Here is a 26,952-nt window from a genome sequence, read left to right as displayed (position 1 = left end):
CGGGTCCTTCGATCGAGCGGGCTGGGACAGCTGCCTGCGCAGGCGTGCGGGCCGTGGACGTCGCAGCGGCGTCTCTGCCGATCGGTCCAGGCCCGGGGACGTGCGAGCGTCGAAACGATACGATACACATCGTGGGAACGCTCCCGCCACCCCTCGTCGACCAGCCCTGACTGCGGGGCGCTGCGCCGCTGACGGTGCGGCACGCGCCCTCGGGCGGGCGGATCGCGAGGAACGTCCCGATGAGGGCTTGTCCATCGAACCGCTTCGATGGTCCAATGGGCATAGCGGTCAGCACAAACGCGCGGAGCGGTCGACGGCGCGCGCCACCGCTTCGATGCTGCTTCGACTCGCTAGGGTGGCCAGCGGGCAGCCGACGAGGGGACGACGATGGCGACGATCGACGATGTGGCACGGGTGGCCGGGGTCTCGGTCTCCACGGTGTCCTACACCTTCTCCGGCAAGCGACCGATCTCGGCCGCGACCCGCGCCCGGGTCGAGCGCGCCGTGCGCGACCTCGACTACCGGCCGCACGCGGGAGCTCGTGCGCTGGCCTCGCAGCGCACGCAGGTGCTCGCGCTCATGGCCCCGCTGCGCGTCGACGTCAACGTCAGTGTGATCATGCAGTTCGTCACCGGCGTCGTCACGCGCGCCCAGGCCTTCAAGCACGACGTCCTGCTGCTCACCCAGGACGACCACGACGGGATCGAACGCGTCGCCGCCGGCTCGATGGTCGACGCGGTGATCATGATGGACGTCGAGGCCGAGGACCCGCGCCTGCCCATCCTGCGTCGTCAGCGCCAGCCCGCCGTGCTGATCGGCCTGCCGCGCGACCCCACCGGGCTCTCGTGCGTGGACCTGGACTTCGAGGCCGTCGGCCGCACCGCCGTCGACCACCTCGCAGGGCTCGGGCACCGGCAGATCGCCCTCATCGGCTCGCCGCGCGCGGTCCTGAGCCGCCGCACCACCTACGCCGCGCGCCTCGTGCGGGGCTTCACGCAGGAGGCCGCGCGCCTCGGCCTGGAGGCCGTGTTCGAGACCTGCGAGTCCTCGCACAGCGGCGCGATCGACGCGGTGGACCAGGTGCTCACCAGCATGCCCGGCGTCACCGGCCTCATCGTGCACAACGAGGTCGCCCTCCCCGCCGTGCTCGAGGCACTCCGGTCGCGCGGCAAGGACGTCCCCGGCGACATCTCCGTCGTGGCGGTGTGTCCGGAGGACGTCGCCCTCGGGCAGTCGGAGCCGCTGACCGCCGTCGACCTGCCCGCGCACACGATCGGCGCGGTCGCGGTCGACATGGCGATCGGCCGCCTCACGGGCGAGCAGCCCGCCGAGACCCGCCTGCTGGCGCCCGTGCTGACGACCCGCACCAGCACCGCTCCCCCGCGCTAGACCCAGACGCCGGCACGCATCACGCGCAGGGGCGCCAGGCCGTGGTCGGTGACGACCAGGTCCGCCCGGCGGCCCGCGGCCAGCGCGCCGAGGTCGCGACGGCCCAGCACGTCGGCGGGGACGGAGGCGGCGCTGAGCACGGCGTCGGCCAGCGGGATGCCCGCCGCGACCACGTGCCGCACGACGTCGAGCAGGTGCGCGACCCCGCCGGCGATGGCCCCACCCTCGTCGGCGACACGCGCGACCCCGTCGGCCACCCGCACGTCCATCGGGCCCAGCCGGTACTCGCCGTCGGGCATCCCCGCCGCCGCCATCGCGTCGGTCACCAGGGCGATCGAGCCCGCACCGACCAGGTCGAACACCGACCGGACCGTGCCGTCGGCCAGGTGGGTGCCGTCGGCGACGAGCTCGACGACGAGCTCCCCGCGTGCCGCGGCGGCCAGGCACGCCGCGACCGGACCGGGGTCGCGGTGGTGCAGCGGCCGCATGCCGTTGAACAGGTGGGTGGCGGTGAGCCGGCGGTTGGAGCGCGCGGCCAACAGGTCGAAGCCGCGGTCGACGGCCTCGTCGACCTGCTCGGCGGTCGCGTCGGTGTGGCCGATCGACGGCACGGCACCCACGTCGACCAGGGCGTCCAGCACGTCGTCGAAGCCGGGCACCTCCGGCGCGACGGTCATCGTGACCAGGTGGCCGCGCGCGGCCTGCGCGATGCGCCGCACGAGCAGCGGATCGCCCGCCCGCATGTCCGCGGGGTTCTGGGCGCCGCAGCGCACGGTCGACAGGAACGGCCCCTCGAGGTGGATCCCGACGATCTCACCGGCGTCCGCCAACCCCGCCAGCACCGCGGTGCGCTCGAGCAGCACGTCGGGCGCGGCGGTCACCAGCGAGGCGACGAGGCTCGTGGTGCCGTGCCGACGGTGCTCGTCGACCGCACGCCGGGCGTCCGAGGCGTCGACCGCGTCCGGGAAGCTCGCCCCGCCGCCGCCGTGGCAGTGCAGGTCGACCAGCCCGGGCAGGAGCGTGACGTCGGTCGGCTCCGGGAGGCTCCACCCGCGCGGCAGGCCGGCCGCGGGTCCGACCCACACGATCGTGGCGTCGTCGACCACCACCGCACCGTCGTCGACGACCCCGCGAGGGGTGACGAGCCGGCCGCGCAGGACGAGGGGCGTCTCGGTGCTCACGGCGCTCATCCTTGCGCACGCGGTCGCCGTTCCGGCTCACCCGGACGGTGCGGGCCCGCGCCCGTGCGTGCCTCGGGCAGGGACCCGGCGGTCACGCCGTCGACCCACCTGCCCGGGCGGTACGGCTAGAAGAGGCGGGATCCGCTGTCGTCCACGCCGCGCATCGCGTCGTAGTCGAGCACCAGACAGCCGATGCCGCGGTCCGTGGCCAGCACGCGCGCCTGGGGCTTGATCTCCTGCGCCGCGAACACCCCGCGCACCGGCGCGAGGTGCGGGTCCCGGTTGAGCAGCTCCAGGTACCGGGTCAGCTGCTCGACACCGTCGATGTCCCCGCGGCGCTTGATCTCCACCGCGACCGTGCCGCCGGCCGGGTCCTTGGCCAGGATGTCGACCGGTCCGATCGCGGTGGGGTACTCGCGGCGCACCAGCGTGTGGCCCGTGCCGAGCAGGAGGATCTGGGCGGCGAGGAGCTCCTGGAGGTGCGCCTCGACGCCGTCCTTGATCAGGCCCGGGTCGACGCCGAGCTCGTGCGCCGAGTCGTGCTGGACGGCGTACAGGTCGATCTCCAGCCTGTCGTCGGACTTCTGGTGCTGCACGGTCCATACCTGCGTCACGCCGGCCGCCCGGGCCTCGTCGTCCGGCTCCGAGACCGCCAGCGTGCAGGGCGGGCTCATCCAGTTCAGCGGCTTGTAGGAGCCGCCGTCCGAGTGCAGCAGCACGCTGCCGTCCGCCTTGACCACCAGCAGGCGCGTGGCCAGGGGCAGGTGGGCGTTCAGCCGCCCGCTGTAGCGGGCCGAGCAGGACGCGACGACGAGACGCATCGGATCTCTTCCCGGGGTGCTAGATGACCGAGCCGACGCGCGACGGCGTCGCCTCGATCCAGGACGTGAGGCCGGCGTACGCGTCGGCGCTCATCAGGAGGTGGACCTGGTGGGCCGCCGCACCGTCACGGCACGTGACCACGAGCTGGCCGGCCTGGTGCTCGGTGCGCTCCACGACGACGAAGCCGTCGCGCTGCCACCGGCTGTGCGGCCGCGCCGCCAGTGAGCGGTACCGCCACCAGTAGAGCCGGTCGGCGCCGTACTGCGCCACGCCGGAGGACCACGGGCCGTCGGGGGTCCGGCCGACCGAGCACGGGAAGGAGCCGACGCGACGGTTCAACGTGTGCACCCGCGACCCCCACAGGGCCACGACGGTGAGCAGCAGCACCACGACGACCACACTCAGGAGTGCGATGGCCTGCGTGCTCACCGTGCCGGGGGCCCTCAGTGCGAGGCGCGCGGCGTCGTCGGGCGGGCGCCCTCCACGACGTCGTCGGCGACGATGGTCAGGTGGTTGGAGTCGAACGACAGGAACCCACCCTTGACCTGCCAGCGCTTCGGCTCGCCCTCCCCGACGGGGAACACGCGGACCTCGCCCGCCTGCAGGACGGACAGCACCGGCTCGTGACCGGCGAGGATGCCGATCTCACCGTCGCCGGCCCGCGCCGAGACCATGCGGGCCGTGCCGGACCAGAGCTTGCCGGCGGTGGCGACGAGGTCGACCTCGATGTCTGCCACGGGACTCTCCTTCGGTGGTGTGCGGGACTACGGGTGCGGGGCGCCGTGGAGACGACGCCCCGCCGCGGACGTGCTCAGACGCCGTAGTCCTTCTGGATGCGGGCCCAGTTGCGCTCGAGGTCCTCGAGGCCACCGATGTTGAAGAAGGCCTGCTCGGAGATGTGGTCGAACTCGCCGTCGGCGATCTTGCCGAAGGCCTCGACCGTCTCGGTGAGCGGGACCGTCGAGCCGACCACGCCGGTGAACTTCTCCGCCATGTAGGTGTTCTGCGAGAGGAACTGCTGGATACGGCGGGCGCGTGCCACGACCGTCTTGTCCTCCTCCGACAGCTCGTCGACACCGAGGATCGCGATGATGTCCTGGAGCTCCTTGTTGCGCTGCAGGATCGACTTGACGCGCGTCGCGGCGTCGTAGTGCGCCTGGCCGACGTAGCGCGGGTCGAGGATCCGGCTCGTCGACGTCAGCGGGTCCACGGCCGGGTACAGGCCCCGGGACGCGATCTCACGCGAGAGCTCGGTGGTCGCGTCGAGGTGCGCGAACGTGGTGGCCGGGGCCGGGTCGGTGTAGTCGTCGGCCGGCACGTAGATCGCCTGCAGCGAGGTGATCGAGTGACCACGCGTCGAGGTGATGCGCTCCTGCAGGAGGCCCATCTCGTCGGCCAGGTTCGGCTGGTAGCCCACCGCGGACGGCATGCGGCCGAGCAGCGTCGACACCTCGGACCCGGCCTGCGTGAACCGGAAGATGTTGTCGATGAAGAGCAGCACGTCCTGCTTCTGCACGTCGCGGAAGTACTCCGCCATCGTCAGCGCGGACAGGGCGACGCGCAGCCGCGTGCCCGGCGGCTCGTCCATCTGGCCGAAGACGAGCGCCGTCTTGTCGAAGACGCCGGCCTCCTCCATCTCGACGATGAGGTCGTTGCCCTCACGCGTGCGCTCGCCGACGCCGGCGAACACGGAGACACCACCGTGGTTGAGCGCGACCCGCTGGATCATCTCCTGGATGAGGACCGTCTTGCCGACGCCCGCTCCGCCGAAGAGACCGATCTTGCCGCCGAGCACGTACGGCGTGAGCAGGTCGATGACCTTGATGCCGGTCTCGAACATCTGCGTCTTGCTCTCGAGCTGGTCGAAGGCCGGGGGCTTGCGGTGGATGGGCCAGCGCTCGGTGATCTCGAGCTTCTCGCCCTCCTTGAGGTTGAGCACCTCGCCGATGACGTTGAAGACGTGACCCTTGGTGACGTCGCCGACGGGCACGCTGATCGCCTCGCCGGTGTCGCGCACGAGCGCGCCGCGGACCAGGCCGTCGGTCGGCTTGAGCGCGATGGCGCGGATGAGCGAGTCCCCGAGGTGCTGGGCGACCTCGAGCGTCATCGTCGTGACGCCCTCGGCCTCGCCCTCCCCCTGCGCCGACAGGTCGATGTCGACCTTGAGCGCGTTGAAGATCTCGGGGATCTGGTCCGACGGGAACTCGATGTCGACGACGGGGCCGATGACCCGCGCGACCCGACCCACGCCAGGACCGGACGCGTGCTCGACGGCAGCTTCGGTAGTGGTAGCAGTCATGGTGTTTCTCCGGTTCGTCTGTGGGGACGTAGTCGTCAGGAGGCGGCGAGCGAGTCGGCGCCCGACACGATCTCGCTGATCTCCTGGGTGATCTCGGCCTGGCGGGCCTGGTTGGCGAGCCGGGTGTACATGCGCACCAGGTCCTCGGCGTTCTCGGTCGCGGTGTGCATCGCCCGCTGGCGCGCGGCCAGCTCGGACGCCGCCGCCTGCAGGAGGCAGGTGTAGACGCGGCTCCGCACGTACATCGGCAGCAGCGCGTCGAGCACGTCCTCGGGCGACGGCTCGAACGAGTACAGCGGCGAGACCGCACCCTCCTCGGGCGGCTCGACGCCTTCCACGATCTCGAGCGGGAGCAGCCGGATGACCCGAGGGGTCTGCGACACCATGTTCCGGAAGTGCGTGAACACGACGTGCAGCTCCGCGACCCCGCCCTCGTCCGCCGGGGCGCGGAACGCCGCGAGGAGCGTGTCCGCGATCTCCGTCGCGGTCTCCACCGACGGCGCGTCCGAGGCGCCCGACCACTGCCCCGCGAGCTCACGCCCGCGGAACGCGTAGTACGAGATGGCCCGGCGGCCCGTGACGTAGACGACCGGCTCCTTGCCCGCCTCGACGAGGCGCCCGATCAGGCGCTCGGCCTCACGGATCGCGCTCGCCGAGTAGGCGCCGGCCATGCCCCGGTCGGACGTGACGAGCAGGACCGCGACCCGGTTGGTGTCCGTCCGCTCGGTGACGAGCGGGTGGGTCACGTTGGAGTGCGTGGCCACCGCCGACACCGCACGGGTCAGCGCGCGCGAGTACGGCGTCGCCGCCGTCACCCGGTCACGCGCCTTGCCGATGCGCGAGGCAGCGATGAGCTCCATCGCGCGGAAGATCTTCTTCAGCGACTGTGTCGACCGGATCCGCTGCCGGTAGACGCGCTGCTGACCTGCCACGTCAGCCCTTCTTCTGCCGGACGATCTGCTCCTGCTCGACGTCGACCTCGGCGCCGTCGTCGGACGAGCCGACCAGCGTCGAGCCGTCACCCGCGAGGAACCCGTTGCGGAACTCGTCGATCGCGTCGCCGAGAGCCTTCTCGGTCTCGTCCTCGAGCTTGCCGGTCGACGCGATCGTCGACAGCACGTCGGTGTTACGGCGCAGGTGGTCGAGCAGCTCGGTCTCGAACCGGCGCACGTCGGCCAGCGGGACGTCGTCCAGCTTGCCCTTGGTGCCGGCCCAGATCGACGCGACCTGGTCCTCGACCGGGTACGGCGAGTACTGCGCCTGCTTGAGCAGCTCCATGAGGCGCGCGCCACGGGTCAGCTGGGCGCGGGACGCGGCGTCGAGGTCGGACGCGAACATCGCGAACGCCTCGAGCGACCGGAACTGCGCGAGGTCCAGCTTCAGCGTGCCGGAGACCTTCTTCATCGCCTTGACCTGCGCGGCACCACCGACGCGGGACACCGAGATGCCGACGTCGACGGCGGGACGCTGGTCGGCGTTGAACAGGTCGGACTGCAGGAAGATCTGCCCGTCCGTGATGGAGATGACGTTGGTCGGGATGTACGCCGACACGTCGTTGGCCTTGGTCTCGATGACCGGCAGACCCGTCATCGAGCCGCCCCCCAGCTCGTCCGAGAGCTTGGCACAACGCTCGAGCAGACGGGAGTGCAGGTAGAAGACGTCACCGGGGTACGCCTCGCGGCCCGGCGGGCGGCGCAGCAGCAGCGACACGGCACGGTAGGCCTCGGCCTGCTTGGACAGGTCGTCGAAGACGATCAGGACGTGCTTGCCCTGGTACATCCAGTGCTGGCCGATGGCCGAGCCGGTGTAGGGCGCGAGGTACTTGAAGCCGGCCGGGTCGGACGCGGGGGCCGCGACGATGGTCGTGTACTCCAGCGCGCCGGCCTCCTCCAGGGCGCCGCGCACGGCGGCGATGGTGGAGCCCTTCTGGCCGATGGCGACGTAGATGCAGCGGACCTGCTTCGTCGGGTCGCCGGTCTCCCAGTTGGCCTTCTGGTTGATGATCGTGTCGATCGCGATGGCGGTCTTGCCGGTCTGCCGGTCGCCGATGATCAGCTGACGCTGGCCACGGCCGATCGGGATCATGGCGTCGATCGCCTTGAGGCCGGTCTGCAGCGGCTCGTCGACGCTCTTGCGCGCCATGACGCCGGGGGCCTGCAGCTCGAGGGCGCGGCGGCCCTCGGTCTCCAGCTCGCCCAGACCGTCGATGGGCTGGCCCAGCGGGTCCACGACACGCCCGAGGTATCCGTCACCGATCGGCACCGAGAGCACCTCGCCGGTACGGCGGACCTCCTGGCCCTCCTCGATGCCCGTGAACTCCCCCAGCACGACGACGCCGATCTCGCGCACGTCGAGGTTGAGCGCGAGGCCGAGCGTGCCGTCCTCGAAGCGCAACAGCTCGTTCGCCATGGCTCCGGGCAGGCCCTCGACCTGCGCGATGCCGTCGGCGGTCAGGGTCACGCGGCCGACCTCTTCAGAGACCACGCCGGTCGGCTCGTAGGACTTCACGAAGCTGTCCAGCGCGGCCCGGATCTCGTCTGGCCGGATCGTCAGCTCAGCCATTGCTCTTCTCCTGTCGTGACCGCCGGTCGGGCGGTCGTACGTTCGTGCACGTCGTTCAAGGGACCGGCCGGGGGCCGATTCTCAGCTGGCAAGTCGTCGTCGTGCGTCGGCAAGCTTGGCGAGCACGGTCGAGTCGACCACGTCCGCGCCCACCTGGATGCGCATGCCCCCGAGGATCTCGGGGTCCACCGTCACGTTGAGCTGTAGATCCTGACCGTACGACTGCTGCAGGATCTGGCCCAGCCGCTCGAGCTGTGCGGGCGAGAGCTCGCTGCCGGAGGTCACGGCCGCCACCAGGCGCTCGCGCCGTGCGGCGGCAAGCTCACCGACGAGGCCGAGGGTGGCGACGAAGCGCCGACCCCGGGGCGAGGCGGCAGCGCGTCGGGCCACCACGAGGGTGGCGCGGGCGACCTTGCCCCGCAGCAGGTCCTCCGCCAGGTCCGCCCGCTTGTCGCCGGGGACCCGCGGGTCGAACAGTGCCTGGCGCACCTCGCGCTGGCCGACGAGCGACCGCGTGATGCGGAACAGCTCGTCCTCGACCCGCTCGAGCTCGCCACCGGCCTGCGCCGAGGCGAGCACGGCGTCGAAGCCCAGTCGCTCGACGGCCTCGATGAGGTCGTCGGCGGAGGACCAGCGCTCCTGCACGGCCGTGGACAGGACGTCCACGACGCGCGAGTCGAGCCGGCCGAACGCGCCGGAGACGAGTCCCGCCTTGGCGCCGCCCTGGATAGCCGGGTCCGACAGGGTCCGCCGCAGCGAGCCCGAGGAGTCCAGGGCGTCGACGACGGCGAACAGCTGCTCGCCGAGCGTGACGGCCGTCGTGCCCGCCGCGGACAGCACCGGCGCGAACCGGAGCTGTACTGCGCCGAGCGACGCCAGACTCGTGCCGCGCATCAGTTCTCCTTGCCGACGCTCGTGGTCGTGGACCCGCCGACGGGCGCGGTCGCAGATGCCTCGAGCTCCTCGAGGAAGCGGTCGACGACCCGCGACTGACGCGCGGAGTCCTCGAGGGACTCGCCGACGATCTTGGAGGCGAGCTCGGTGGCGAGCGCGCCCACGTCCTGCCGCAGCGAGACCGCGGCCTGCTGGCGCTCGGCCTCGATCTGGCGCTGGGCCGTCTCGACCGTGCGCGCTGCCTCGGCGGTCGCCCGCGCCTTGAGGTCGTTGAGGATCTCGCCACCTTCGGTGCGAGCGGCCTCCTTGATGCGGGCTGCCTCGGTGCGGGCGTCGGCGAGCTGCTGCTCGTACTCCGCACGCAGCTCGGCGGCCTCGGCCTGCGCCTTCTCTGCATGCTCCAGCCCGCCCTCGATCTTGGCGGTCCGCTCATCCAGGAGCACCTTGAACTTGGGCAGGACGTACAGGTAGAACGGCACCGCGATGATCAGCAGGACGACCACTGACCAGACCAGGTCATAGGCCGCCGGCAGGAGCAGCGAGATACCGTCGATCGCCTCGGTCTCCTCCGCGGCCACGATCGCAGCCGCGTTCAGCGCGGCGCCGATCACGGGAACAGGAAGCCGGTGATGAGGCCGAGGAGGCCGAGGACCTCGACGAAGCCGATGCCGATGAACATGGTCGTGCGCAGCTGGCCGGCGACCTCGGGCTGACGGGCGATGCCCTCGATGGTCTTGCCGATCAGGATGCCGAGGCCGATGCCCGGGCCGATCACCGCGAGGCCGTAGCCGACGGTGGCGATGTTGCCGGAGACGGCGTCTGCCGCAGCGAGGATGGTGCCGGTGTCCGCGAGTGCCACGATTTCTCGTTCCTTCCGTTGGTCGTCCGGCCGTTCGGCCGGGCGATCGTGCGTGGGTGGGGATCACTGATCCCCGGGGGCTGAGATGGTCAGTGCTCGGCCTCGACCGACAGGTTGATGTACACCGCGGTGAGGACGACGAAGATGTAGGCCTGCAGTGCGGCCACGAAGACCTCGAAGAGGGTCAGTGCGATCGCGCTCACCAGGGTGAGGGCGCCGAACGCCTTCATCGCGGGAGCGGCCTCGAGGAGGAAGTAGTTCGTCGCGGAGAAGGTCAGCACCAGCATGAGGTGCCCCGCGACCATGTTCGCCATGAGCCGGATCGCCAGCGTGGCGGGCCGCAGGATGAACACCGTGAGGAACTCGATCGGCGTGAGCAGCACGTACATGAACGGCGGCACGCCGGGCGGGAAGAGGTTCGACTTGAGGAAGCCGCCGACCCCCTGCGCCTTGACGCCCGCTCCGAGGTACATGACGTAGGCCCACAGCGCGAGCAGGATCGGCAGGCCGATCAGCGAGGTCCCGGCGATGTTCAGGCCGGGGATCACGCCGGTGATGTTGAAGGCCAGGATCGCGAAGAACATCGTGGTCAGGAGCGCGACGTACTTGTGCGCGCGCTCCTTGCCGAGGATCTCCTCAGCGACGTTGACCCGCACGAAGTCGAGGAGCATCTCGACAACGTTCTGTGCACGGCCCGGGACCAGCGTGGCGCGACGAGCGGCCAGCATCATGAGCCCCACCAGCACGACGGCCGCGATGACGCGGACCAGCTGCAGGCGGTTGAACTCGAAGGCGGTGCCGTCGAACAGGATCGGGGGCGGGAAGAAGTCCGCGATGGACGGCGCGTGGAATCCGCCCTCGCCCTCGGCGGAGGCGAACGTCGTGATCGAGGCGAGGCTTGACAGAACGAGCTCCTGGGTCGAAGGCGCCGGGTACCGCTTCAGCGCGGGCACGCCAGCGGCGTCTGGCCGTCATGGATGGTGGAAGCCTAACCTACGCTTCGGCGTCGTCCCGACGCTCGGGACGGTCGGCGTAGGTGGGCTCGACGTACGGGATCCGGCCGCGGCTCACGGCCCGGTAGTCGAGGTAGGCGGAGCCGATGACGCCGACCAGCAGGACCACCGCGAGGACCGGCTTGCTGTAGAAGTCCATGTCGGTGATGAGCGCCAGCACGACGATGACGACGATCACCTTGGCCAGCCAGGCCCCCATCACGACGGCCGCCATGGCCTGCGGGCTGGAGCCGCTCGTGCGCAGCATCGACACGACCGTCGTGCCCGAGAAGACGAGCGCGAGGCCGACGCCGATCGCGGCGCCCCAGACCCCCTCGGTGCCGGCGACGAGCGCGCCGATGCCGACGCCGAGGACCGCGAGGGCCCCCAGCAGGATCAGCATGTCGCGCAGGGCCGTGCGGAACACCTGGTCGGCCGCGGAGCGGTCGGCGCGGGGGGTGACCGGGTCGGTCGGGGTGGATGCGTTCACGAGTGGGCCTCCGAGGGCGCGGGTGCGGTCTTGCCGCGTAGGGGTCCGAGGGTCAGGAGGGTCGCTACCACGACGCCGATCCCGAGCACGATCAGGGTAGTCGTGGTCGACAGCACGACGAGCGCGCCGGCGCCGAACGCGAACACCGCGGTCCAGACGTACATCATCGCGACGGCACGTCGGTGCGAGTGGCCGAGCTGCAGCAGGCGGTGGTGCAGGTGCATGCGGTCCGGGTGGAACGGCGACTTGCCGGCGCCCACCCGGCGGATGATCGCCAGGCCCATGTCCAGCAGCGGCAGCAGCAGCACCGCGAACGGCAGGAGCATCGGCAGGAACGCCGGGAACCGCTGGCGCGCGAGCACCTGCTCGGGGTCGATCTGGCCGGTGATGATGATGGCCGCGGCGCTGAACACGAAGCCGAGAACCATGGCGCCGGAGTCACCCATGAAGATGCGCGCCGGATAGACGTTGTGCGGCAGGAAGCCCACACACGCACCCACCAGCACCACGAGGACCAGCGCGGCGAGGTTGGCGTTGGCGTACGCGCCGGGGTTCGCCCCCTCGGTGAGCAGGTAGGCGTACAGGAAGAACGCCGTGCCGCCGATGGCGAGCACACCGGCCGCGAGGCCGTCGAGCCCGTCGACGAAGTTCACCGCGTTCATGGCCACGACCACCGTGAAGACCGTGAGGAACGTCGCCATCCGGGTGGACCCGAGCGTCGGCATTCCGGCCGTGGGCAGCTGGTAGAGCAGCACGCCCTGCCAGGCGAGGAACCCGCCGGCCAGCACCTGCCCCATGAGCTTGGTCAGCCAGTCCAGGTCCCAGATGTCGTCCGCGACGCCGAGCGCGCACACGATCGCCGCCCCGCCCATGATCCCGACCAGGGGCCTCGGGTTGGCGTACACGCCTTCCAGGAACGGCAGCCGGCTGGCCATGACGATTGCGACGAGCATGCCCGCGAAGATCGCCATCCCGCCCAGCCGGGGCGTCGGGATCGCGTGCACGTCCCGGTCGCGCACGGCCGTGATCGCGCCCCAGCGCAGCGCGCACCAGCGGGCGAGCGGCGTCATCAGGTACGCGACCGTGGCCGAGATGAGCATGGCGAGCAGGTAGACCCTCACGCGGTGGGCCCCTCGACCGGGGTGACCTCGTTCAGCCGTTCGAGGCTGATCGCCCCGGCGCGGACGAGCCGCAGGGTCTCCCCCGTGGCGTCGACGATGCTCGAGGACACCTGCCCGGGCGCCTCGCCGGCGTCGAGGTACAGCGCCACCGAGTCCCCCAGCTGGTCGTAGGCGTCCTGCGCGGTGACCGCGGCGGGCGACCCGGTCGTGTTGGCGCTGGAGACCGCCAGCGGCCCGGTGCGTGCCAGGAGGGCCAGCGCGGTCTCGTGGTCCGGGACGCGCAGCGCGACGGTCCCGTGCGTCTCCCCCAGGTCCCAGGCCAGCGACGGGTGCGCCCGGACGATCAGGGTGAGCCCGCCGGGCCAGAAGGCCTCCGCGAGGGCGCGCGCACCGGCAGGGACGCCCGTGGCCAGGCCGTCGAGGGTCTGCACGCTCGCGATCAGCACGGGCGGCGGCATCTGCCTCCCCCGGCCCTTGGCGTCGAGCAGCGCCTGCACCGCCGGCGGGGTGAACGCGTCGGCGGCGATCCCGTAGACGGTGTCGGTGGGGACGACCACGAGGCCCCCGCGGGACAGGATGTTGACCGCCTCGTCGAGCGCCCTGCCCCAGGTGGAGGGGTCGCTCGCGGGGGTGATCCGCTCGTTCACGGCGCCGAGTCTGTCACGTGCTGCTGTGCGGCTCGCCGAGCGACGAGCATCCGGGGCCGGCCGGTCAGGTCCGCGCGCGACTCGACGTCGACGAACGCGCCCGTGGCCAGCGCGGCCTCGCGCGCGGCCGCGTCCTGCACCTCGGCGTGCTCCATGACCAGCAGCCCGCCCGGGACCAGGAGCCGCGCGGCGGCCCGCAGGACCGCGCGGGGCACGTCGAGCCCGTCGAGGCCGCCGCCGTAGAGCGCGAGGTCCGGGTCGTGGTCGCGCACCTCGGGATCGACCGGTTCCGCGTCGGGCGGGATGTACGGCGGGTTGGCGACGAGCACGTCGACGGTGCCCTCCAGCTCGCGCAGCAGCATCGGGTCTCCCACGTCGCCGTGCTCGACTCGGACGGTCGGCGCGCCCACCCGCACCGCGTTGCGCCGCGTCAGGTCCACGGCCTCGGGCGACAGGTCGACCGCCACGACCCGCGCGGACGGGACCTCGGTCGCGACCGACAGGGCGATGCCGCCGGCGCCGCAGCACAGGTCGACCACCAGCGGGTCGGTCAGGCGGGCGGCCTCGTCGACGGCGACCTGTGCGACGACCTCGGTCTCGGGGCGGGGCACGAACACCCCCGGCTCGACCAGGAGGGTCAGGTAGCGGAAGCCGGTGGACCCGACCAGGTGCTGCAGGGGCTCACGGTTGCGGCGACGCTCGACCAGGCCGGCGAACCGCTCGGCGAACCCGTCCGGCACCGGTGGCGCGAGTGCGAGCTCGAGGCGCTCCCGGCCCAGCACGTGCGCCGCCAGCGCGGTGGCGTCGTGCCGCGGCGACTGCACCCCGGCCTCCGCCAGGAGCCGCGCGGCACCCTCGACCAGCGCCCGCAGGTCCGGCGCCGTCACGCGGTGCCCACGGTGCCCGCCGACGCCAGGCGCGCGGCCTCGTCGGCGTCGATCGCGGACTGCACCACGGGAGCGAGGTCGCCGTCCAGGACCGCGTCGAGGTTGTACGCCTTGTAACCGGTGCGGTGGTCGGCGATGCGGTTCTCCGGGAAGTTGTACGTCCGGATGCGCTCGGAGCGGTCGACCGTGCGCACCTGCGAGCGACGCGCCTCGCTCGCCGCGGCGGCGGCCTCCTCCTGCCGGGCGGCCAGGATGCGCGCCCGCAGCACGCGCATGCCCGCCTCGCGGTTCTGCAGCTGCGACTTCTCGTTCTGCATGGACACGACGATGCCGGTGGGCAGGTGGGTGATGCGGACCGCGGAGTCGGTCGTGTTGACCGACTGCCCGCCGGGGCCGGACGACCGGTACACGTCGATGCGCAGGTCGTTCGGGTCGATGGCGACCTCCGCCTCGTCCTCGGCCTCGGGGAACACCAGGACGCCCGCCGCGGAGGTGTGGATCCGGCCCTGCGACTCGGTGACGGGCACCCGCTGCACCCGGTGCACGCCACCCTCGTACTTCAGGTGCGCCCACACGCCGTCCTCGGGAGCGACGGCGCCGCGGCTCTTGATGGCGAGCGACGCCTCCTTGTACCCGCCCAGGTCCGACTCGGTGGCGCCCAGCAGCTGCGTGGTCCAGCCCATCTTCTCGGCGTACCGCGTGTACATCCGCAGCAGGTCCGCGGCGAACAGCGCCGACTCCTCGCCGCCCTCCCCCGCCTTCACCTCGAGGATCACGTCGCGGGCGTCGTTCGGGTCACGCGGGATGAGGACCTCGCGCAACCGGGCCGAGGCCAGGTCGGCGGCCTGCTGCAGGCTCGGCAGCTCGGCGGCGAAGCTCTCGTCCAGCTGCGCGAGCTCCGCGGCGGCCTCGGCGTCGTCGGACGCGGCCTTCCACGCCGTGTACGCCTGCGCGACGCGTCCGAGCTCGGCGTACCGGCGGCCGAGCCGGCGGGCGTTGGCGGCGTCGGCGTGCACCGCGGGGTCGGCCAGCTGCCGCTCGATCTGGGCGTGCTCGGCGAGCAGCGGCTCGGCGGCGGCGAATGCCTCGCTCATGCGGGTGGTCCTCTGGCTGGGCGTCTCGATCAGGTCCCGACAACGACGCAGCGCCGGTGCCCACGCGGACGCTGCCATGGAGGGCAGCCGTCCGCGCCGGGCACCGGCGCTGCGGGAGTGCTAGTTGGCGGTCTTCTTGCCGTACCGCGCCTCGAACCGGGCCACGCGGCCACCGGTGTCGAGGATCTTCTGCTTGCCCGTGTAGAACGGGTGGCAGGCGCTGCAGACGTCGGCGTGGATCTTGCCGGACGTGACGGTCGAGCGCGTGACGAAGGTGCTGCCACAGGTGCAGGTGACCTCGGTCAGGACGTACTCGGGGTGGATGTCAGCCTTCACAGAACTATCTCCTCGGGTGGGTGTCTCCGGGTCCGGACGCGCGACTGGCGCCGGTGAACCGCAGACCAGCGAACCATTGTGCCAGAACAGCGACGACGCCCGAAATCATCCCGCGGGGGACGTCTCGGGGCCGTCGGTCGTGCGGTCTACTCGCTGCCGGGCGTCGTCTTCTGCACCTGCAGCAGGAACTCGACGTTCGACTTGGTCTCCTTGAGCTTGCCGATGAGCAGCTCGATGGCCTGCGTCTGGTCGAGCGCACCCATCACGCGACGGAGCTTGTAGATGATCTTCAGCTCGTCGTGCGGCATGAGGATCTCCTCGCGGCGGGTGCCCGACGCGTTGACGTCGACCGCGGGGAAGATGCGCTTGTCCGCCAGGCCACGGGACAGCCGGAGCTCCATGTTCCCGGTGCCCTTGAACTCCTCGAAGATGACCTCGTCCATCTTGGAGCCGGTCTCCACCAGCGCCGACGCGAGGATCGTCAGGGAGCCGCCGTGCTCGATGTTGCGGGCCGCGCCGAAGAACCGCTTGGGCGGGTACAGCGCCGAGGCGTCGACACCGCCCGACAGGATGCGCCCGGACGCGGGGGCGGCCAGGTTGTAGGCCCGCGAGAGGCGGGTCAGCGAGTCGAGCAGCACGACGACGTCCTGGCCCAGCTCGACCAGCCGCTTGGCGCGCTCGATGGCGAGCTCGGCGACGATCGTGTGGTCGGAGGCGGGGCGGTCGAAGGTCGAGGCGATGACCTCACCCTTGACCGTGCGCTCCATGTCCGTGACCTCTTCGGGGCGCTCGTCGACGAGCACGACCATGAGGTGGACCTCGGGGTTGTTGGTCGTGATCGCGTTCGCGATCTGCTGCATGATGATCGTCTTGCCCGCCTTGGGGGGCGCGACGATGAGGCCGCGCTGGCCCTTGCCGATGGGCGCCACGATGTCGATGACGCGGGGCGACAGCTTGTTCTGGTCGCTCTCGAGGCGCAGGCGCTCCTGCGGGTAGAGGGGCGTCAGCTTGTTGAACTCGGGGCGCACGCGGGCGCTGTCCGGCTCGAGGCCGTTGATCGAGTCCAGCCGGACCAGCGCGTTGAACTTGCTCGGCCGGTTGCCCTGCGAGGGCTGCTCGCCCTCGCGCGGCTGACGGACGGCACCCGTCACGGCGTCGCCGCGGCGCAGGCCGTACCGCTTGACCTGGTTCAGGGACACGTACACGTCGTTGGCGCTGGGCAGGTAGCCCGTGGTGCGCACGAACGCATAGCTGTCCATCAGGTCGAGGATGCCGGCGACGGGCAGCAGCACGTCGTCGTCGCTGACCTCGATGTCGTCGAGCCCGGCGATGTCACCGGCGCCCGCGCGGCCGCGGGTCCCGCGACCCTTGCGGTCCCGGTCACGGTCGCGGAAGCGGTCCCGCGAGCGCCGACGGCGTCCGCCGCGCTCGTCGAAGCCGTCGTCGTCCTGGTCCCGGCGGGGCTGGTTGGCCTGCGGCGGGGTGCCGGTCTGCTGGCGGGTGTCCTGCTGGGTGCCGCGCTGCTGGCCGTCACGGGGCTGGCCGTCGCGCTGCTGGCCGTCACGCTGCTCGGCGTCACGCTGCGGGCGCTCCGACTGGCCGTCACGCTGCCGGCCGCCGACGGGCGCGCGGTCGGCGTCGTCGACCTGCGGCGCACCGGCACCACGACCGGCGCGACGCGAGCGACGCTCCCCGGTCACGGCACCGACGGCGTCGGCCGCACGCGCGGCGCGGTCGTCGCGCTGCTCCACGGGGGCGAGCTTGGCGTCCAGAGCGGCCTCGAGGCCGGCCAGCGCGTCGCCGCGCGGCGCACGAGGGCCGCGGTCCTGCGTGGGCTGGTCCTGCTCGGTCCGGTCCTGTGCGGTCCGGTCCTGTGCGGTCCGGTCCTTCTTCGGGGCGCCGAGGTCGACCTCGAGGTCGAGCTGCGGAGCCCGGGTGCGGGTCCGGCCGGTGCGCGCCGGCGGCCCGTCGCCGACGGGGGCGCCCTGCGTGCCGTCCTGGCTCGGCGTGCCGTCCTGGCTCTGCGTGCGGTCCTGGCTCTGCGCGCGGTCCTGCTCGCGGCGAGGCTCCTTGACCGCGGGCCTGGAGGTGCCGCGCGCGTCCGAGATGGCCTGGACGAGGTCGCCCTTGCGCATCTTGGAGGTGCCCTTGACGCCCAGCTGGGACGCCATGGCTTGCAGCTCAGGCAGGCGCAGCGCCGAGATGCCGGTGCTGCGGGCGCCGCCGGAGCTGCTCACGGCGGGCTCGATGGTGTCTGTCACGAAGGACCCTTCCCCTCGTCGGTGACCGGGACCCGACGGGGCGGGGATCGGCCGACGCTCGGTCGAGGTGACCGAGACGATTCTGGAGCCACACACGCGCTGCGTACGACGACGTCTGCGCACGGTGGGCTGGATCGCTCCCGGCTCGTCTACTCATTCCGAGGCGCCCGGTCAGGTGCGACACGGGCTGCTGGAGGACGAGGTCCGGGGAACGCGACGATGCTACCACTGTCGACACCACCCCCCGCGACCCCCTTCGAGCGGCGTGTTCCTGCGGCTGTCAGGCCATCCGCTCGACGGTCGCGCCGGTGCGGTCCACCGGCAGCGGGAGGATCTGCCAGCCGCCCATCGCGCCCCCGAACGCGGCGCGCACGGCCTCGTCGGCGTCGGTCCCCGGGGCTCCCCCGGCGGCCGGCGAGGCCGGCATCCGCCGCGCGAGCACGAGCACCGTCGGGCCGGCGCCGGACACCACGGCGGCGACCCCGGCGGCGCGCAGCGCGTCGACCAGAGCCAGCGACGCCGGCATCACCGCCCGGCGGTACTCCTGGTGCAGACGGTCCGCCGTGGCGGCCAGCAGCAGCTCGGGTCGCCGGCCCAGCGCCTCCACCAGGAGCGCCGCGCGTCCGGCCTGGAACGCGGCGTCTGCGTGCGGGACGCTCGCCGGGAGCACACCGCGGGCGGCCTTCGTGGACAGGTGGTTCGGCGGGACGATCGCGAGCAGCGCGAGGTCGTCGTGGACCACGAGGTCGGTGGCGCGGAACCGGTCCTCGCGCCAGGCGAGCGTCGCGCCGCCGAGCACCGCCGGTGCCGCGTTGTCCGGGTGGCCCTCGAGCTGGGCGGCGAGGTCGAGGACCACGTCGTCGGACAGCGCCTCGGGCTCGGCGATCAGCCCCCGGGCGGCCACGATCCCCGCGACGACGGCCCCGGCCGAGGAGCCGAGCCCGCGCCCGTGCGGGATCCGGTTGCGGCAGACCAGGTGCAGCCCGGTCTGCGAGGCGCCGACGAGGTCCAGGGCGGCGCGCAGGGAGCTGACGACCAGGTGCTGCTCGTCGTCGGGCACCTGGCCGGCACCCTCACCGGTCACCTCGACGTGCACGCCGGGCCGGCCGAGCGCACGCACCTCGAGCTCGTCGTGCAGCCCGAGGGCGATGCCGAACGCGTCGAACCCCGGACCCAGGTTGGCGCTGGTGGCGGGGACGCGGACGCGGACGCGGTCCGCACCCAGGCGCATCGCGGCCCTCAGTCCAGGCCGAGGGCGGTGGCGATGGACACCACGTCCGAGGAGATGCGCACCGGCGCGACCTCGCTGCCGTCGGCGGCGCGCAGCGCCCACTGCGGGTCCTTGAGCCCGTGCCCGGTCACCGTGACGACGATGCGGGCGCCCGCGGGGACACGGCCCGCGTCGCTGAGCGCGAGCAGGCCGGCGACGCCGGACGCCGAGGCAGGCTCGACGAAGATCCCGACCTCGGCGGACAGCACCCGGTGGGCGGTGAGGATCTGCTCGTCCGTGACCGCCTCGATCAGGCCCCCGGACGTGTCCCGCGCCTCCTCCGCCTGCAGCCACGACGCCGGGTTGCCGATCCGGATCGCGGTGGCGATGGTCTCGGGCTGGTCGACCGGGTGGCCGAGGACGATCGGGGCGGCGCCTGACGCCTGGAAGCCCCACATGATCGGCGTGCGCGTGGCCACGGCGGTGTGCGCCGCTCCCGCGTCGAGCGCCGCGTACTCGCGGTAGCCCTTCCAGTAGGCGGTGATGTTCCCGGCGTTGCCGACCGGCAGCACGTGGATGTCCGGGGCGTCGCCGAGTGCGTCGACGATCTCGAACGCCGCCGTCTTCTGACCCTCGATGCGGTCGGGGTTCACCGAGTTCACGAGCTCCACCGGGTACGCCTCGGCGAGCTTGCGGGCGGCGATCAGGCAGTCGTCGAAGTTGCCGTCCACCTGGAGCAGCGTGGCACCGTGCGCGATCGCCTGGCTGAGCTTGCCCATCGCGATCTTGCCGTCCGGGACCAGCACCGCGCACACCATGCCCGCGCGGGTGGCGTAGGCCGCCGCCGACGCCGACGTGTTGCCGGTCGACGCGCACACCACGGCCTTGGCCCCGCGCCCGGCGGCCGCCGACATCGCGGTCGTCATGCCGCGGTCCTTGAACGAGCCGGTCGGGTTCATGCCCTCGACCTTGACGAAGACCTCGGCACCCGTGCGGGCCGACAGCGTCGGCGACGGGACGAGCGGCGTGCCGCCCTCCCCCAGCGTCACGACGCGCTCCTGGACGTGCGCGGGCAGACGGTCGGCGTACTCGGCGATCACGCCGCGCCACTGGTGGGCCATCAGGCTCCCTCGACTCGCAGGACGGATACGACACGACGCACGACGTCGAGGCCGGCGATGGCGTCGACCGTGCTGCGCAGGGCGTGCTCGGGGGCCACGTGCGTGGTGATCACCAGGCGCGCGACATCGGCCTCGGGGGTCTGCGAGGCCGGGGACTGGCGGACGGCCTCGATCGAGACGTCGTGCGCCGCCAGGACGGCGGCGACCTGCGCGAGGACCCCCGGGCGGTCGGCGACCTCGAGCCGGACCTGGTACCGGGTGCGCGCCGCGGTGGCGGGCAGCACGGGCAGCTCGGCGTAGCGCGACTCGACCGGCCCCTTGCCGCCGAGCACGCGGTGACGGGCCACGGAGACGACGTCGCCGAGCACCGCGGACGCCGTGGGTTCGCCGCCCGCCCCGCGTCCGTAGAACATGAGCTCGCCCGCCGCCTCCGCCTCCACGAACACCGCGTTGAAGGCGCCGCGCACCGACGCCAGCGGGTGGCCGGCCGGGACGAGCGCGGGGTGCACGCGCACCTGCACGCCCTCGACGCGTGCCCCGTCCGCGTCCTCGACGGAGCCCCGCTCCGCGATCGCCAGCAGCTTGAGCACGTGGCCGGTGCGCTGGGCCCACAGCACGTCGTCGGCGGTCAGCGACGTGATGCCCTCGCGGGACACGTCGTCGATCGACACCCGGGTGTGGAACGCGAGCGACGCCAGGATCGCGGCCTTGGCGGCGGCGTCGTAGCCCTCGACGTCGGCCGTGGGGTCCGCCTCCGCGTAGCCGAGGGCCTGGGCCTCCTTGACCGCCTGGTCGAGGTCGAGCCCTTCGGACGCCATCTTGTCGAGCACGTAGTTGGTGGTGCCGTTGACGATGCCGAGCACGCGCGTCACGCGGTCCCCCGCGAGCGACTCCCGCACCGGGCGGACGATCGGGATGGCCCCGGCCACCGCTGCCTCGAAGTAGATGTCCACGCCGGCCTCGTCGGCGGCGGCGTACAGCGTGGGGCCGTCCTGCGCGAGCAGCGCCTTGTTGGCGGTGACCACCGAGGCGCCGGCCGCGATCGCCCGCAGCAGCAGCCCGCGCGCGGGCTCCAGACCGCCCATGACCTCGACGACGACGTCGGCTCGCTCGACCAGCGACTCGGCGTCGGTGGTGAGCAGCGCCCGGTCGACGACGGGATCACGCTCGGCGTCCGCGTCCCGGACCGCCACCCCGACGAGCTCCAGGGGCGCACCCACCCGGGAGGCCAGGTCCGAGGCCTGCGTCGTGAGCAGCCGCACCACCTGCGTGCCGACGACGCCGCAGCCGAGGACGGCGACGCGCAGGGGCGGGTGGGCGGGCACGGGCGAGGGCACGGTGCGGCCTCCAGTCGGATCGGGCGGGAGCGCACCCAGGATAGGGGTGCGTCCCCTCCGCCCGGACGACGGGTCCGGGTGGTGGTCCGTGGCCTCGCAGGTGGGACGGGGTGCGTCAGCCCTGGTCGAGGGCCAGCAGGTCGTCCTCGGTCTCGCGGCGCACGAGCACGCGGGTGGCGCCGTCCGCGACGGCGATCACCGGCGGGCGCGGGACGTGGTTGTAGTTGGAGGCCATCGACCGGCCGTACGCACCCGTGGCCGCGACCGCGAGCAGGTCACCGGCGCGGACGTCGGCGGGCAGCTGGACCTCGTGCACCACGATGTCGCCGCTCTCGCAGTGCTTGCCGACGACGCGGGCCAGCACCGTCTCGGGGCCCGCGAGCCGGCCGACGACCTCCGCGTGGTACTGCGCGCCGTACAGGGCGGGGCGGATGTTGTCGCTCATCCCGCCGTCGATCGACACGTAGGTACGGACGCGGCCGTCGTCGATCCGCACGGGCTTGACCGTGCCGACCGTGTAGAGCGTGAGCCCGGCGGGGCCGACGATCGCGCGGCCCGGCTCGATCGAGAAGCGCGGCAGCGGGGTGCCGAGGTCCCTGGCGCTGCCCTGCACCGACGCCGCGATGTCCTTGGCGATCCGGTCCGGGTCGAGGGCGACCTCCCCGGGCAGGTACGCGATGCCGTAGCCGCCGCCGAGGTCGACCTCGTCGACCAGCACGCCGGTGCGCTCGGCGAGCTGCGCCCGCAGCGTCAGCACCGCCCGCGCCGCGACCTCGAACCCGGAGGGGTCCAGGATCTGCGAGCCGATGTGGGAGTGGATGCCGAGCAGCCGCAGCTCGGGCCGCGCCAGCACCGCGAGCAGCGCGCACATCGCGGGACTGTCCCCGGCACCGCTGTCCACCGCGGCCCCGTTCACCGCAGCCCCGTTCACCGCGGCGTCCGCGGACGTGGTCGGCCCAGCAGCCACCTGCTCGGAGGCAGGGCGGGGCGGGGTGGCGATCGAGAGGCCGAACTTCTGGTCCTCGTGCGCCGTCGAGATGTACTCGTGCCCGCCCGCGTGCACCCCGGTGGTCACGCGGACCATCACGGGCGCGGGCCCTCCCCCGCGGGCGGCGACCGCGTCGGCCACCCGGTCGATCTCCACGAGCGAGTCGACGATGATCCGACCGACACCCGCGTCGAGCGCCCGCGCGATCTCCGCGTCCGACTTGTTGTTGCCGTGCAGCCCGAGGTGCTCGCCGGGGATCCCCGCGCGCAGCGCGACCGCGAGCTCTCCGCCCGTCGAGGTGTCGACGCGCAGGCCCTCCTCATGCACCCAGCGCGCGACCGCGACGGACAGGAACGCCTTGCCGGCGTAGTAGACGTCGACCCCGGCGCCGATCTGCGCGCACGCCGACTCGAACGCGCGCCGGTACGCGCGGGCGCGGGTCCGCAGGTCGGCCTCGTCGAGCACGTACGCGGGCGTGCCGTGCTCGGCCGCGAGCGCGTGGACGTCGACGCCGGCCACGCTCACGACGCCGTCGGGGCCCCGGCGGACACCCGTCGACCAGGGCTCGCCGGTCACATGCGCTCCGGCGCGCTGACCCCGAGCAGGCCGAGACCGTTGGCCAGGACCTGACGGGTGGCGTCGTTGAGCCACAGGCGGGTGCGGTGCACGTCGGTGACCTCCTCGTCGCCGAGCGGGGCCACGCGGACCTGGCCGTACCAGGTGTGGTACGCGCCGGCGAGCTCCTCCAGGTAGCGGGCCACCCGGTGCGGCGCGCGCAGCTCGGCGGCCTGCGCGACGATCCGGGGGAACTCCGCCAGCTGGCCCAGGAGCACCGAGTCGCTCTCGTGGTCGAGCGTCGAGGCGTCGAAGCCGTCCTCGCGCCGCACGCCGGTCGCCTCGGCGTTGCGGTCCACCGCACTGGAGCGGGCGTGCGCGTACTGGACGTAGAACACCGGGTTCTCGTTCTTGGCGCTGCTCAGCAGGTCCAGGTCGAGGTCGATCATCGAGTCGGCCGACGAGCGCGCCAGCGCGTACCGCGCGGCGTCGACGCCGACCGCCTCGACCAGGTCGTCGATGGTGACGACCGTGCCGGCGCGCTTGCTCATCCGGACCGGGGCGCCGTCCTTGACCAGGTTGACCAGCTGGCCGATCAGGATCTCCAGGTTGACGCCGGGGGTGTCCCCGAACGCCGCGCAGACGGCCATCATGCGGCCGATGTACCCGTGGTGGTCGGCGCCGAGCATGATCACCACGCGGTCGAAGCCGCGCTCGCGCTTGTCCAGGTAGTAGGCGATGTCGCCCGCGATGTACGCGGCCTCGCCGTTGGACCGGATGATCACGCGGTCGCGGTCGTCGCCGAAGGTCGTGGTGCGCAGCCAGACGGCGCCGTCGGCCTCGAAGATGTGCCCGAGCTCGCGCAGGCGGGCGATCGCGTGGTCCACGGCACCGGACTCGTGCAGCGAGTCCTCGTGGAAGTAGACGTCGAACTCGACGCCAAAGTCCTCGAGGGACTTGCGGATCTCCGCGAACATGAGCTCGACGCCGCGGGCCCGGAACGCCTCGTTGGCCTCGTCGAACGGCAGGGTGCGCGGGTCGGCCTCGCCGGCCGCGAGGGCGTCGGCCACCACCTGCTCGGCGATCTCGGTGATGTACTCGCCGCCGTAGCCGTCCTCGGGCGCCGGCTGCCCCAGCGCGCGGGCCAGCAGCGAGCGCGAGAAGCGGTCGATCTGGGCGCCATGGTCGTTGAAGTAGTACTCGCGCGTCACGGTGGCACCGGACGCCTGGAGCACCCGGGCGAGGCTGTCCCCCACGGCGGCCCAGCGCACCCCGCCGATGTGCAGCGGCCCCGTGGGGTTGGCCGAGACGAACTCGAGGTTGAGCGCGACGCCGGCCAGCGTCTCGTTGTGCCCGTACTCGACACCCTGCTCGACGACGGAGCGGGCCAGCTCGCCCGCGGCGGCCGCGTCGAGCCGGATGTTCAGGAATCCGGGACCCGCGACCTCGACGGAGGCGACGCCGTCGGTGTCGGTCAGGCGCTTGGCGAGCTCCTCGGCGAAGGCGCGCGGGTTGGTGCCGGCCTTCTTGGCCAGCTGCATCGCCACGTTGGTGGCCCAGTCCCCGTGCTCGCGCTGGCGGGGTCGCTCGAGGTGCACGGTCGCGGGGATCGCGGCGGGGTCGAGGGCGAACGTGCCGTCGTCGACGGCGTGCACGAGGGCGGCCTTGATGGCCTCGGAGAGCTGAGCGGGGGTCACCGGAGAAGGGTACCGAGCGGAACTGAACGGTTATGCAGGTGCCTCGGCACCGAGCATCGTCGGGCGGCACGCGAACCAGCCCGCCACGAGCAGCAGCGCCACGAGGCCGAGCAGCACGAGGATCGGCCCGTGCCACGAGCCCGTCGCCCCGTGCAGCACGCCGATGCCCACCGGACCGGCGATCGCGAGCCCGTACCCGAGGCCCTGCACCATGCCGGACAGCGCGACGGCGGTCGACGGCGTCCGCGAGCGCAACCCGATGAGCGTCAGCAGCACGGGGAACGATCCCGGGCCGATGCCGAGCAGGACCATCCACACCGCGGTCCCGTGCGCCGGCCACAGCATGAGCCCGACCAGACCGGCCGCCCAGCACGCGGCGAACCCGGCAACCAGGAGGTACGGGTTGCGCATCCGGGCGGTGAGGACGGGCGCGAGGAGAGACGCCGGCAGGCCCACGATCGCGAAGACCGCCAGCCACCAGCCGCCGACGTCGGCACCCAGGCCGGCGTCGTCGAGGATCTGCGGCAACCAGGCGAACAGCACGTAGACGCAGGTGGTGTTGGCGAAGAACGTGAGGACGAGCGCCCAGGCCAGCGACGAGCGCCAGACCAGGCGGTTCTCCTGCGCGCCCGGCCGGACCAGCACGGCCGGACGGTCCGAGCGCGGTGCGCGTCGCAGGAGGCCGCGCAGGTGCGACCGCGCCTGCACGGACTGCACGATGACCACCACCCACGGCACGACGGCGGCGAAGCCGAGGACCGCCCACATCCCGAGGGACACGCGCCAGCCGGCGGCCACGGCCACGGGCAGCGCCACCAGCGGAGGGACCGCCGTGCTGAACGACATCGCCACGGAGTAGGCCGCCGTGACCGCACCGATGCGGTCGGGGAAGTAGCGCTTGACCAGCGGTGGGAGCAGCACGTTGCCCATCCCCATGCCCGCGAGCGCGAGCACCGACCAGCCGATGAGGGCGGGCGCACCGCCGGCCAGGGCGCGCAGGAGCTCCCCCGACATGGACAGCAGGAGCGCCAGGATCAGGGTGGGCTCGAGGCCCAGCCGCCGGGCCAGCGGCGTGGCCAGCGAGCCGAACACCGCGAACGACGCCACGGGGACCGTGCCGAGCAGGCCCACCTGCGTGGCCGAGAGCGCGAAGTCCTGCCGGACGACCTCGATGATCGGTGACAGCGCCGCGACGGCGAGCCGGAGGTTGAGCCCGACCAGCACGATCCCCGCCAGCACGACGAGACGGCCGCGCCAGGGGGCGTGCGAGGGCACGTTGAACTGCACTGCTGAGCTCCTGGATCGGGGGCCGCGGCTGCCGGAATCATCCGTCCGGGGGTCTGGCGTGCGCCCGACCGCCAGTGTTGACTGCACCGCATGCCTCGGAACGGAGCCTAACCGGATGGTGCGACGCACCGGACTGATCGACACCGCGGTCGACGAGCTCCGCGAACGGATCGAATCGCAGCAGTGGCCGGTGGGGACGAGGATCCCCGCCGAGCCCGCCCTCGTCGACCTCCTCGGGGTGGGTCGCAACACCGTCCGCGAGGCGGTGCAGTCCCTCGTGCACGCCGGCCTGCTGGAGCGCCGGCAGGGCTCGGGCACCTACGTGCTGTCCCGCTCCGAGCTCGCGGTCACGATGGGCCGGCAGATCGCCGACGCCCGCCAGCGCGACGTCGTCGAGGTCCGTCGTGCCCTCGAGGTCGAGGCCGCCCGGCTCGCGGCCCGGCGGCGCACCGCTGCGGACGCGTCGGGCCTGCTGGAGCTGCGCGACGAGCGCGCCTCCGCCTACCACGCCGGTGATCTGGAGGCGATGGTCGCCACGGACCTGGGCCTGCACCGGGCGATCGTGCGGGCGGGCGCCAACCCCCTGCTGGTCACCCTCTACGAGAACCTGCTCGACGCGATCGGCGAGAACATCCGGTTCAACTTCGTCACCGACGCGCACGGGCACGACGCGCACGACCACCTGGTCGAGGCGATCGTGGCGGGCGACGACCAGACCGCGGCCGACGAGACCGCCCGGTACCTGTCCGCGCTGCTGGGGGAGTGAGCGACGGCTGGTAGTGTCGTGCACCGAATCGACCCTCGGGTCGGTGCCTTGCCCGCGTAGCTCAGTGGATAGAGCGTCTGCCTCCGGAGCAGAAGGTCGAAGGTTCGAGTCCTTTCGCGGGCACCACACGAACGAGCCGTACCGCTGAGCCCAGCGG

Annotated in this window: 26 protein-coding genes and 1 tRNA gene; 3 read left to right on the top strand and 24 right to left on the bottom strand. The window is 72.6% G+C overall.

The features are described from left to right. The first annotated feature begins 387 nt into the window (after positions 1 to 387). The gene (locus tag KG102_RS04025) at positions 388 to 1,389 is read left to right on the top strand and encodes a LacI family DNA-binding transcriptional regulator (RefSeq protein WP_208209775.1); all 1,002 of its coding nucleotides are present in this window, start codon (positions 388 to 390) and stop codon (positions 1,387 to 1,389) included. Here KG102_RS04025 and KG102_RS04020 read toward each other — a convergent pair. From KG102_RS04020 to KG102_RS03905, 24 genes are all read right to left on the bottom strand, one after another. After that, on the bottom strand, positions 1,386 to 2,579 hold the full coding sequence (locus KG102_RS04020; protein WP_208290416.1) for an N-acetylglucosamine-6-phosphate deacetylase: 1,194 nt from the start codon (positions 2,577 to 2,579) through the stop codon (positions 1,386 to 1,388). The genes KG102_RS04025 and KG102_RS04020 overlap by 4 nt on opposite strands. A 116-nt stretch (positions 2,580 to 2,695) precedes the next feature. Further along, positions 2,696 to 3,391, bottom strand: coding sequence for an endonuclease NucS (nucS, locus tag KG102_RS04015; protein ID WP_208209777.1), 696 nt, complete (start codon positions 3,389 to 3,391; stop codon positions 2,696 to 2,698). A 19-nt stretch (positions 3,392 to 3,410) separates the two neighbouring features. Further along, a complete protein-coding gene (locus KG102_RS04010) occupies positions 3,411 to 3,821 on the bottom strand; it encodes a DUF2550 family protein (RefSeq protein WP_249667463.1) in 411 nt (136 codons plus the stop codon). 14 nt (positions 3,822 to 3,835) lie between these two features. Then, entirely contained in the window at positions 3,836 to 4,129 is a 294-nt protein-coding gene (locus tag KG102_RS04005) for a F0F1 ATP synthase subunit epsilon (protein WP_208209778.1), read from the bottom strand. Between the two features lie 74 nt (positions 4,130 to 4,203). Next, entirely contained in the window at positions 4,204 to 5,691 is a 1,488-nt protein-coding gene (atpD, locus tag KG102_RS04000) for a F0F1 ATP synthase subunit beta (RefSeq protein ID WP_208209779.1), read from the bottom strand. A gap of 35 nt (positions 5,692 to 5,726) precedes the next feature. Then, complete coding sequence (locus tag KG102_RS03995) at positions 5,727 to 6,623, bottom strand: F0F1 ATP synthase subunit gamma (RefSeq protein WP_208209780.1); 897 nt, start codon at positions 6,621 to 6,623, stop codon at positions 5,727 to 5,729. Between the two features lies 1 nt (position 6,624). Continuing rightward, positions 6,625 to 8,253 (bottom strand): F0F1 ATP synthase subunit alpha, encoded by a 1,629-nt coding sequence (gene atpA, locus KG102_RS03990; protein ID WP_208209781.1) that lies wholly within the window; start codon positions 8,251 to 8,253, stop codon positions 6,625 to 6,627. Between the two features lie 81 nt (positions 8,254 to 8,334). After that, positions 8,335 to 9,147 (bottom strand): F0F1 ATP synthase subunit delta, encoded by an 813-nt coding sequence (locus KG102_RS03985; protein ID WP_208290417.1) that lies wholly within the window; start codon positions 9,145 to 9,147, stop codon positions 8,335 to 8,337. After that, positions 9,147 to 9,758: a F0F1 ATP synthase subunit B gene (locus tag KG102_RS03980; protein ID WP_208290418.1), complete on the bottom strand. Its 612-nt coding sequence runs from the start codon at positions 9,756 to 9,758 to the stop codon at positions 9,147 to 9,149. Before KG102_RS03980 ends, KG102_RS03985 begins: the two co-directional genes overlap by 1 nt. Then, entirely contained in the window at positions 9,755 to 10,006 is a 252-nt protein-coding gene (gene atpE / locus KG102_RS03975; protein WP_307802288.1) for an ATP synthase F0 subunit C, read from the bottom strand. Before atpE ends, KG102_RS03980 begins: the two co-directional genes overlap by 4 nt. A gap of 89 nt (positions 10,007 to 10,095) precedes the next feature. Further along, on the bottom strand, positions 10,096 to 10,950 hold the full coding sequence (gene atpB / locus KG102_RS03970) for a F0F1 ATP synthase subunit A (protein WP_208290596.1): 855 nt from the start codon (positions 10,948 to 10,950) through the stop codon (positions 10,096 to 10,098). A gap of 49 nt (positions 10,951 to 10,999) precedes the next feature. Further along, the gene (locus tag KG102_RS03965) at positions 11,000 to 11,488 is read right to left on the bottom strand and encodes a TrbC/VirB2 family protein (protein WP_208209784.1); all 489 of its coding nucleotides are present in this window, start codon (positions 11,486 to 11,488) and stop codon (positions 11,000 to 11,002) included. Continuing rightward, positions 11,485 to 12,609 carry a glycosyltransferase family 4 protein gene (locus tag KG102_RS03960; protein ID WP_208209785.1) on the bottom strand — a complete coding sequence of 375 codons (1,125 nt, stop codon included), beginning with the start codon at positions 12,607 to 12,609 and terminating at the stop codon, positions 11,485 to 11,487. The genes KG102_RS03965 and KG102_RS03960 overlap by 4 nt, the downstream gene beginning before the upstream one ends. Next, a complete protein-coding gene (locus KG102_RS03955; RefSeq protein WP_208290419.1) occupies positions 12,606 to 13,256 on the bottom strand; it encodes an L-threonylcarbamoyladenylate synthase in 651 nt (216 codons plus the stop codon). The genes KG102_RS03960 and KG102_RS03955 overlap by 4 nt, the downstream gene beginning before the upstream one ends. Continuing rightward, positions 13,253 to 14,143 carry a peptide chain release factor N(5)-glutamine methyltransferase gene (gene prmC / locus KG102_RS03950; protein ID WP_208209787.1) on the bottom strand — a complete coding sequence of 297 codons (891 nt, stop codon included), beginning with the start codon at positions 14,141 to 14,143 and terminating at the stop codon, positions 13,253 to 13,255. The genes KG102_RS03955 and prmC overlap by 4 nt, the downstream gene beginning before the upstream one ends. Next, entirely contained in the window at positions 14,140 to 15,237 is a 1,098-nt protein-coding gene (gene prfA / locus KG102_RS03945) for a peptide chain release factor 1 (protein WP_208290420.1), read from the bottom strand. The genes prmC and prfA overlap by 4 nt, the downstream gene beginning before the upstream one ends. 120 nt (positions 15,238 to 15,357) lie before the next feature. Next, entirely contained in the window at positions 15,358 to 15,573 is a 216-nt protein-coding gene (gene rpmE / locus KG102_RS03940) for a 50S ribosomal protein L31 (RefSeq protein ID WP_208209789.1), read from the bottom strand. 146 nt (positions 15,574 to 15,719) lie between these two features. After that, complete coding sequence (rho, locus tag KG102_RS03935; protein ID WP_208290421.1) at positions 15,720 to 17,834, bottom strand: transcription termination factor Rho; 2,115 nt, start codon at positions 17,832 to 17,834, stop codon at positions 15,720 to 15,722. Between the two features lie 280 nt (positions 17,835 to 18,114). Then, the gene (thrB, locus tag KG102_RS03930) at positions 18,115 to 19,065 is read right to left on the bottom strand and encodes a homoserine kinase (protein WP_208290422.1); all 951 of its coding nucleotides are present in this window, start codon (positions 19,063 to 19,065) and stop codon (positions 18,115 to 18,117) included. A gap of 8 nt (positions 19,066 to 19,073) precedes the next feature. Beyond that, positions 19,074 to 20,165, bottom strand: a complete 1,092-nt coding sequence (thrC, locus tag KG102_RS03925) for a threonine synthase (protein ID WP_208290423.1) — start codon at positions 20,163 to 20,165, stop codon at positions 19,074 to 19,076. Beyond that, positions 20,165 to 21,502, bottom strand: a complete 1,338-nt coding sequence (locus KG102_RS03920; protein WP_249667461.1) for a homoserine dehydrogenase — start codon at positions 21,500 to 21,502, stop codon at positions 20,165 to 20,167. The genes thrC and KG102_RS03920 overlap by 1 nt, the downstream gene beginning before the upstream one ends. Before the next feature lie 115 nt (positions 21,503 to 21,617). Next, positions 21,618 to 23,066, bottom strand: coding sequence for a diaminopimelate decarboxylase family protein (locus KG102_RS03915; protein WP_208290424.1), 1,449 nt, complete (start codon positions 23,064 to 23,066; stop codon positions 21,618 to 21,620). Next, positions 23,063 to 24,742 (bottom strand): arginine--tRNA ligase, encoded by a 1,680-nt coding sequence (argS, locus tag KG102_RS03910; protein ID WP_208209794.1) that lies wholly within the window; start codon positions 24,740 to 24,742, stop codon positions 23,063 to 23,065. The genes KG102_RS03915 and argS overlap by 4 nt, the downstream gene beginning before the upstream one ends. A gap of 30 nt (positions 24,743 to 24,772) precedes the next feature. Next, a complete protein-coding gene (locus KG102_RS03905; protein ID WP_208290425.1) occupies positions 24,773 to 26,029 on the bottom strand; it encodes an MFS transporter in 1,257 nt (418 codons plus the stop codon). A 115-nt stretch (positions 26,030 to 26,144) separates the two neighbouring features. Here KG102_RS03905 and KG102_RS03900 point away from each other — a divergent pair, with 115 nt between their 5' ends. Further along, entirely contained in the window at positions 26,145 to 26,795 is a 651-nt protein-coding gene (locus tag KG102_RS03900; protein ID WP_208209796.1) for a FadR/GntR family transcriptional regulator, read from the top strand. A gap of 50 nt (positions 26,796 to 26,845) precedes the next feature. Next, a tRNA-Arg gene (locus KG102_RS03895) sits at positions 26,846 to 26,921 on the top strand. Positions 26,922 to 26,952 lie beyond the last annotated feature (31 nt).

The sequence above is a fragment of the Cellulomonas fengjieae genome (assembly GCF_018388465.1).
Lineage (GTDB): Bacteria > Actinomycetota > Actinomycetes > Actinomycetales > Cellulomonadaceae > Cellulomonas > Cellulomonas fengjieae.
Note: the sequence above shows the minus strand (reverse complement) of the source record. Positions and strands in the feature narration are given on the sequence as shown.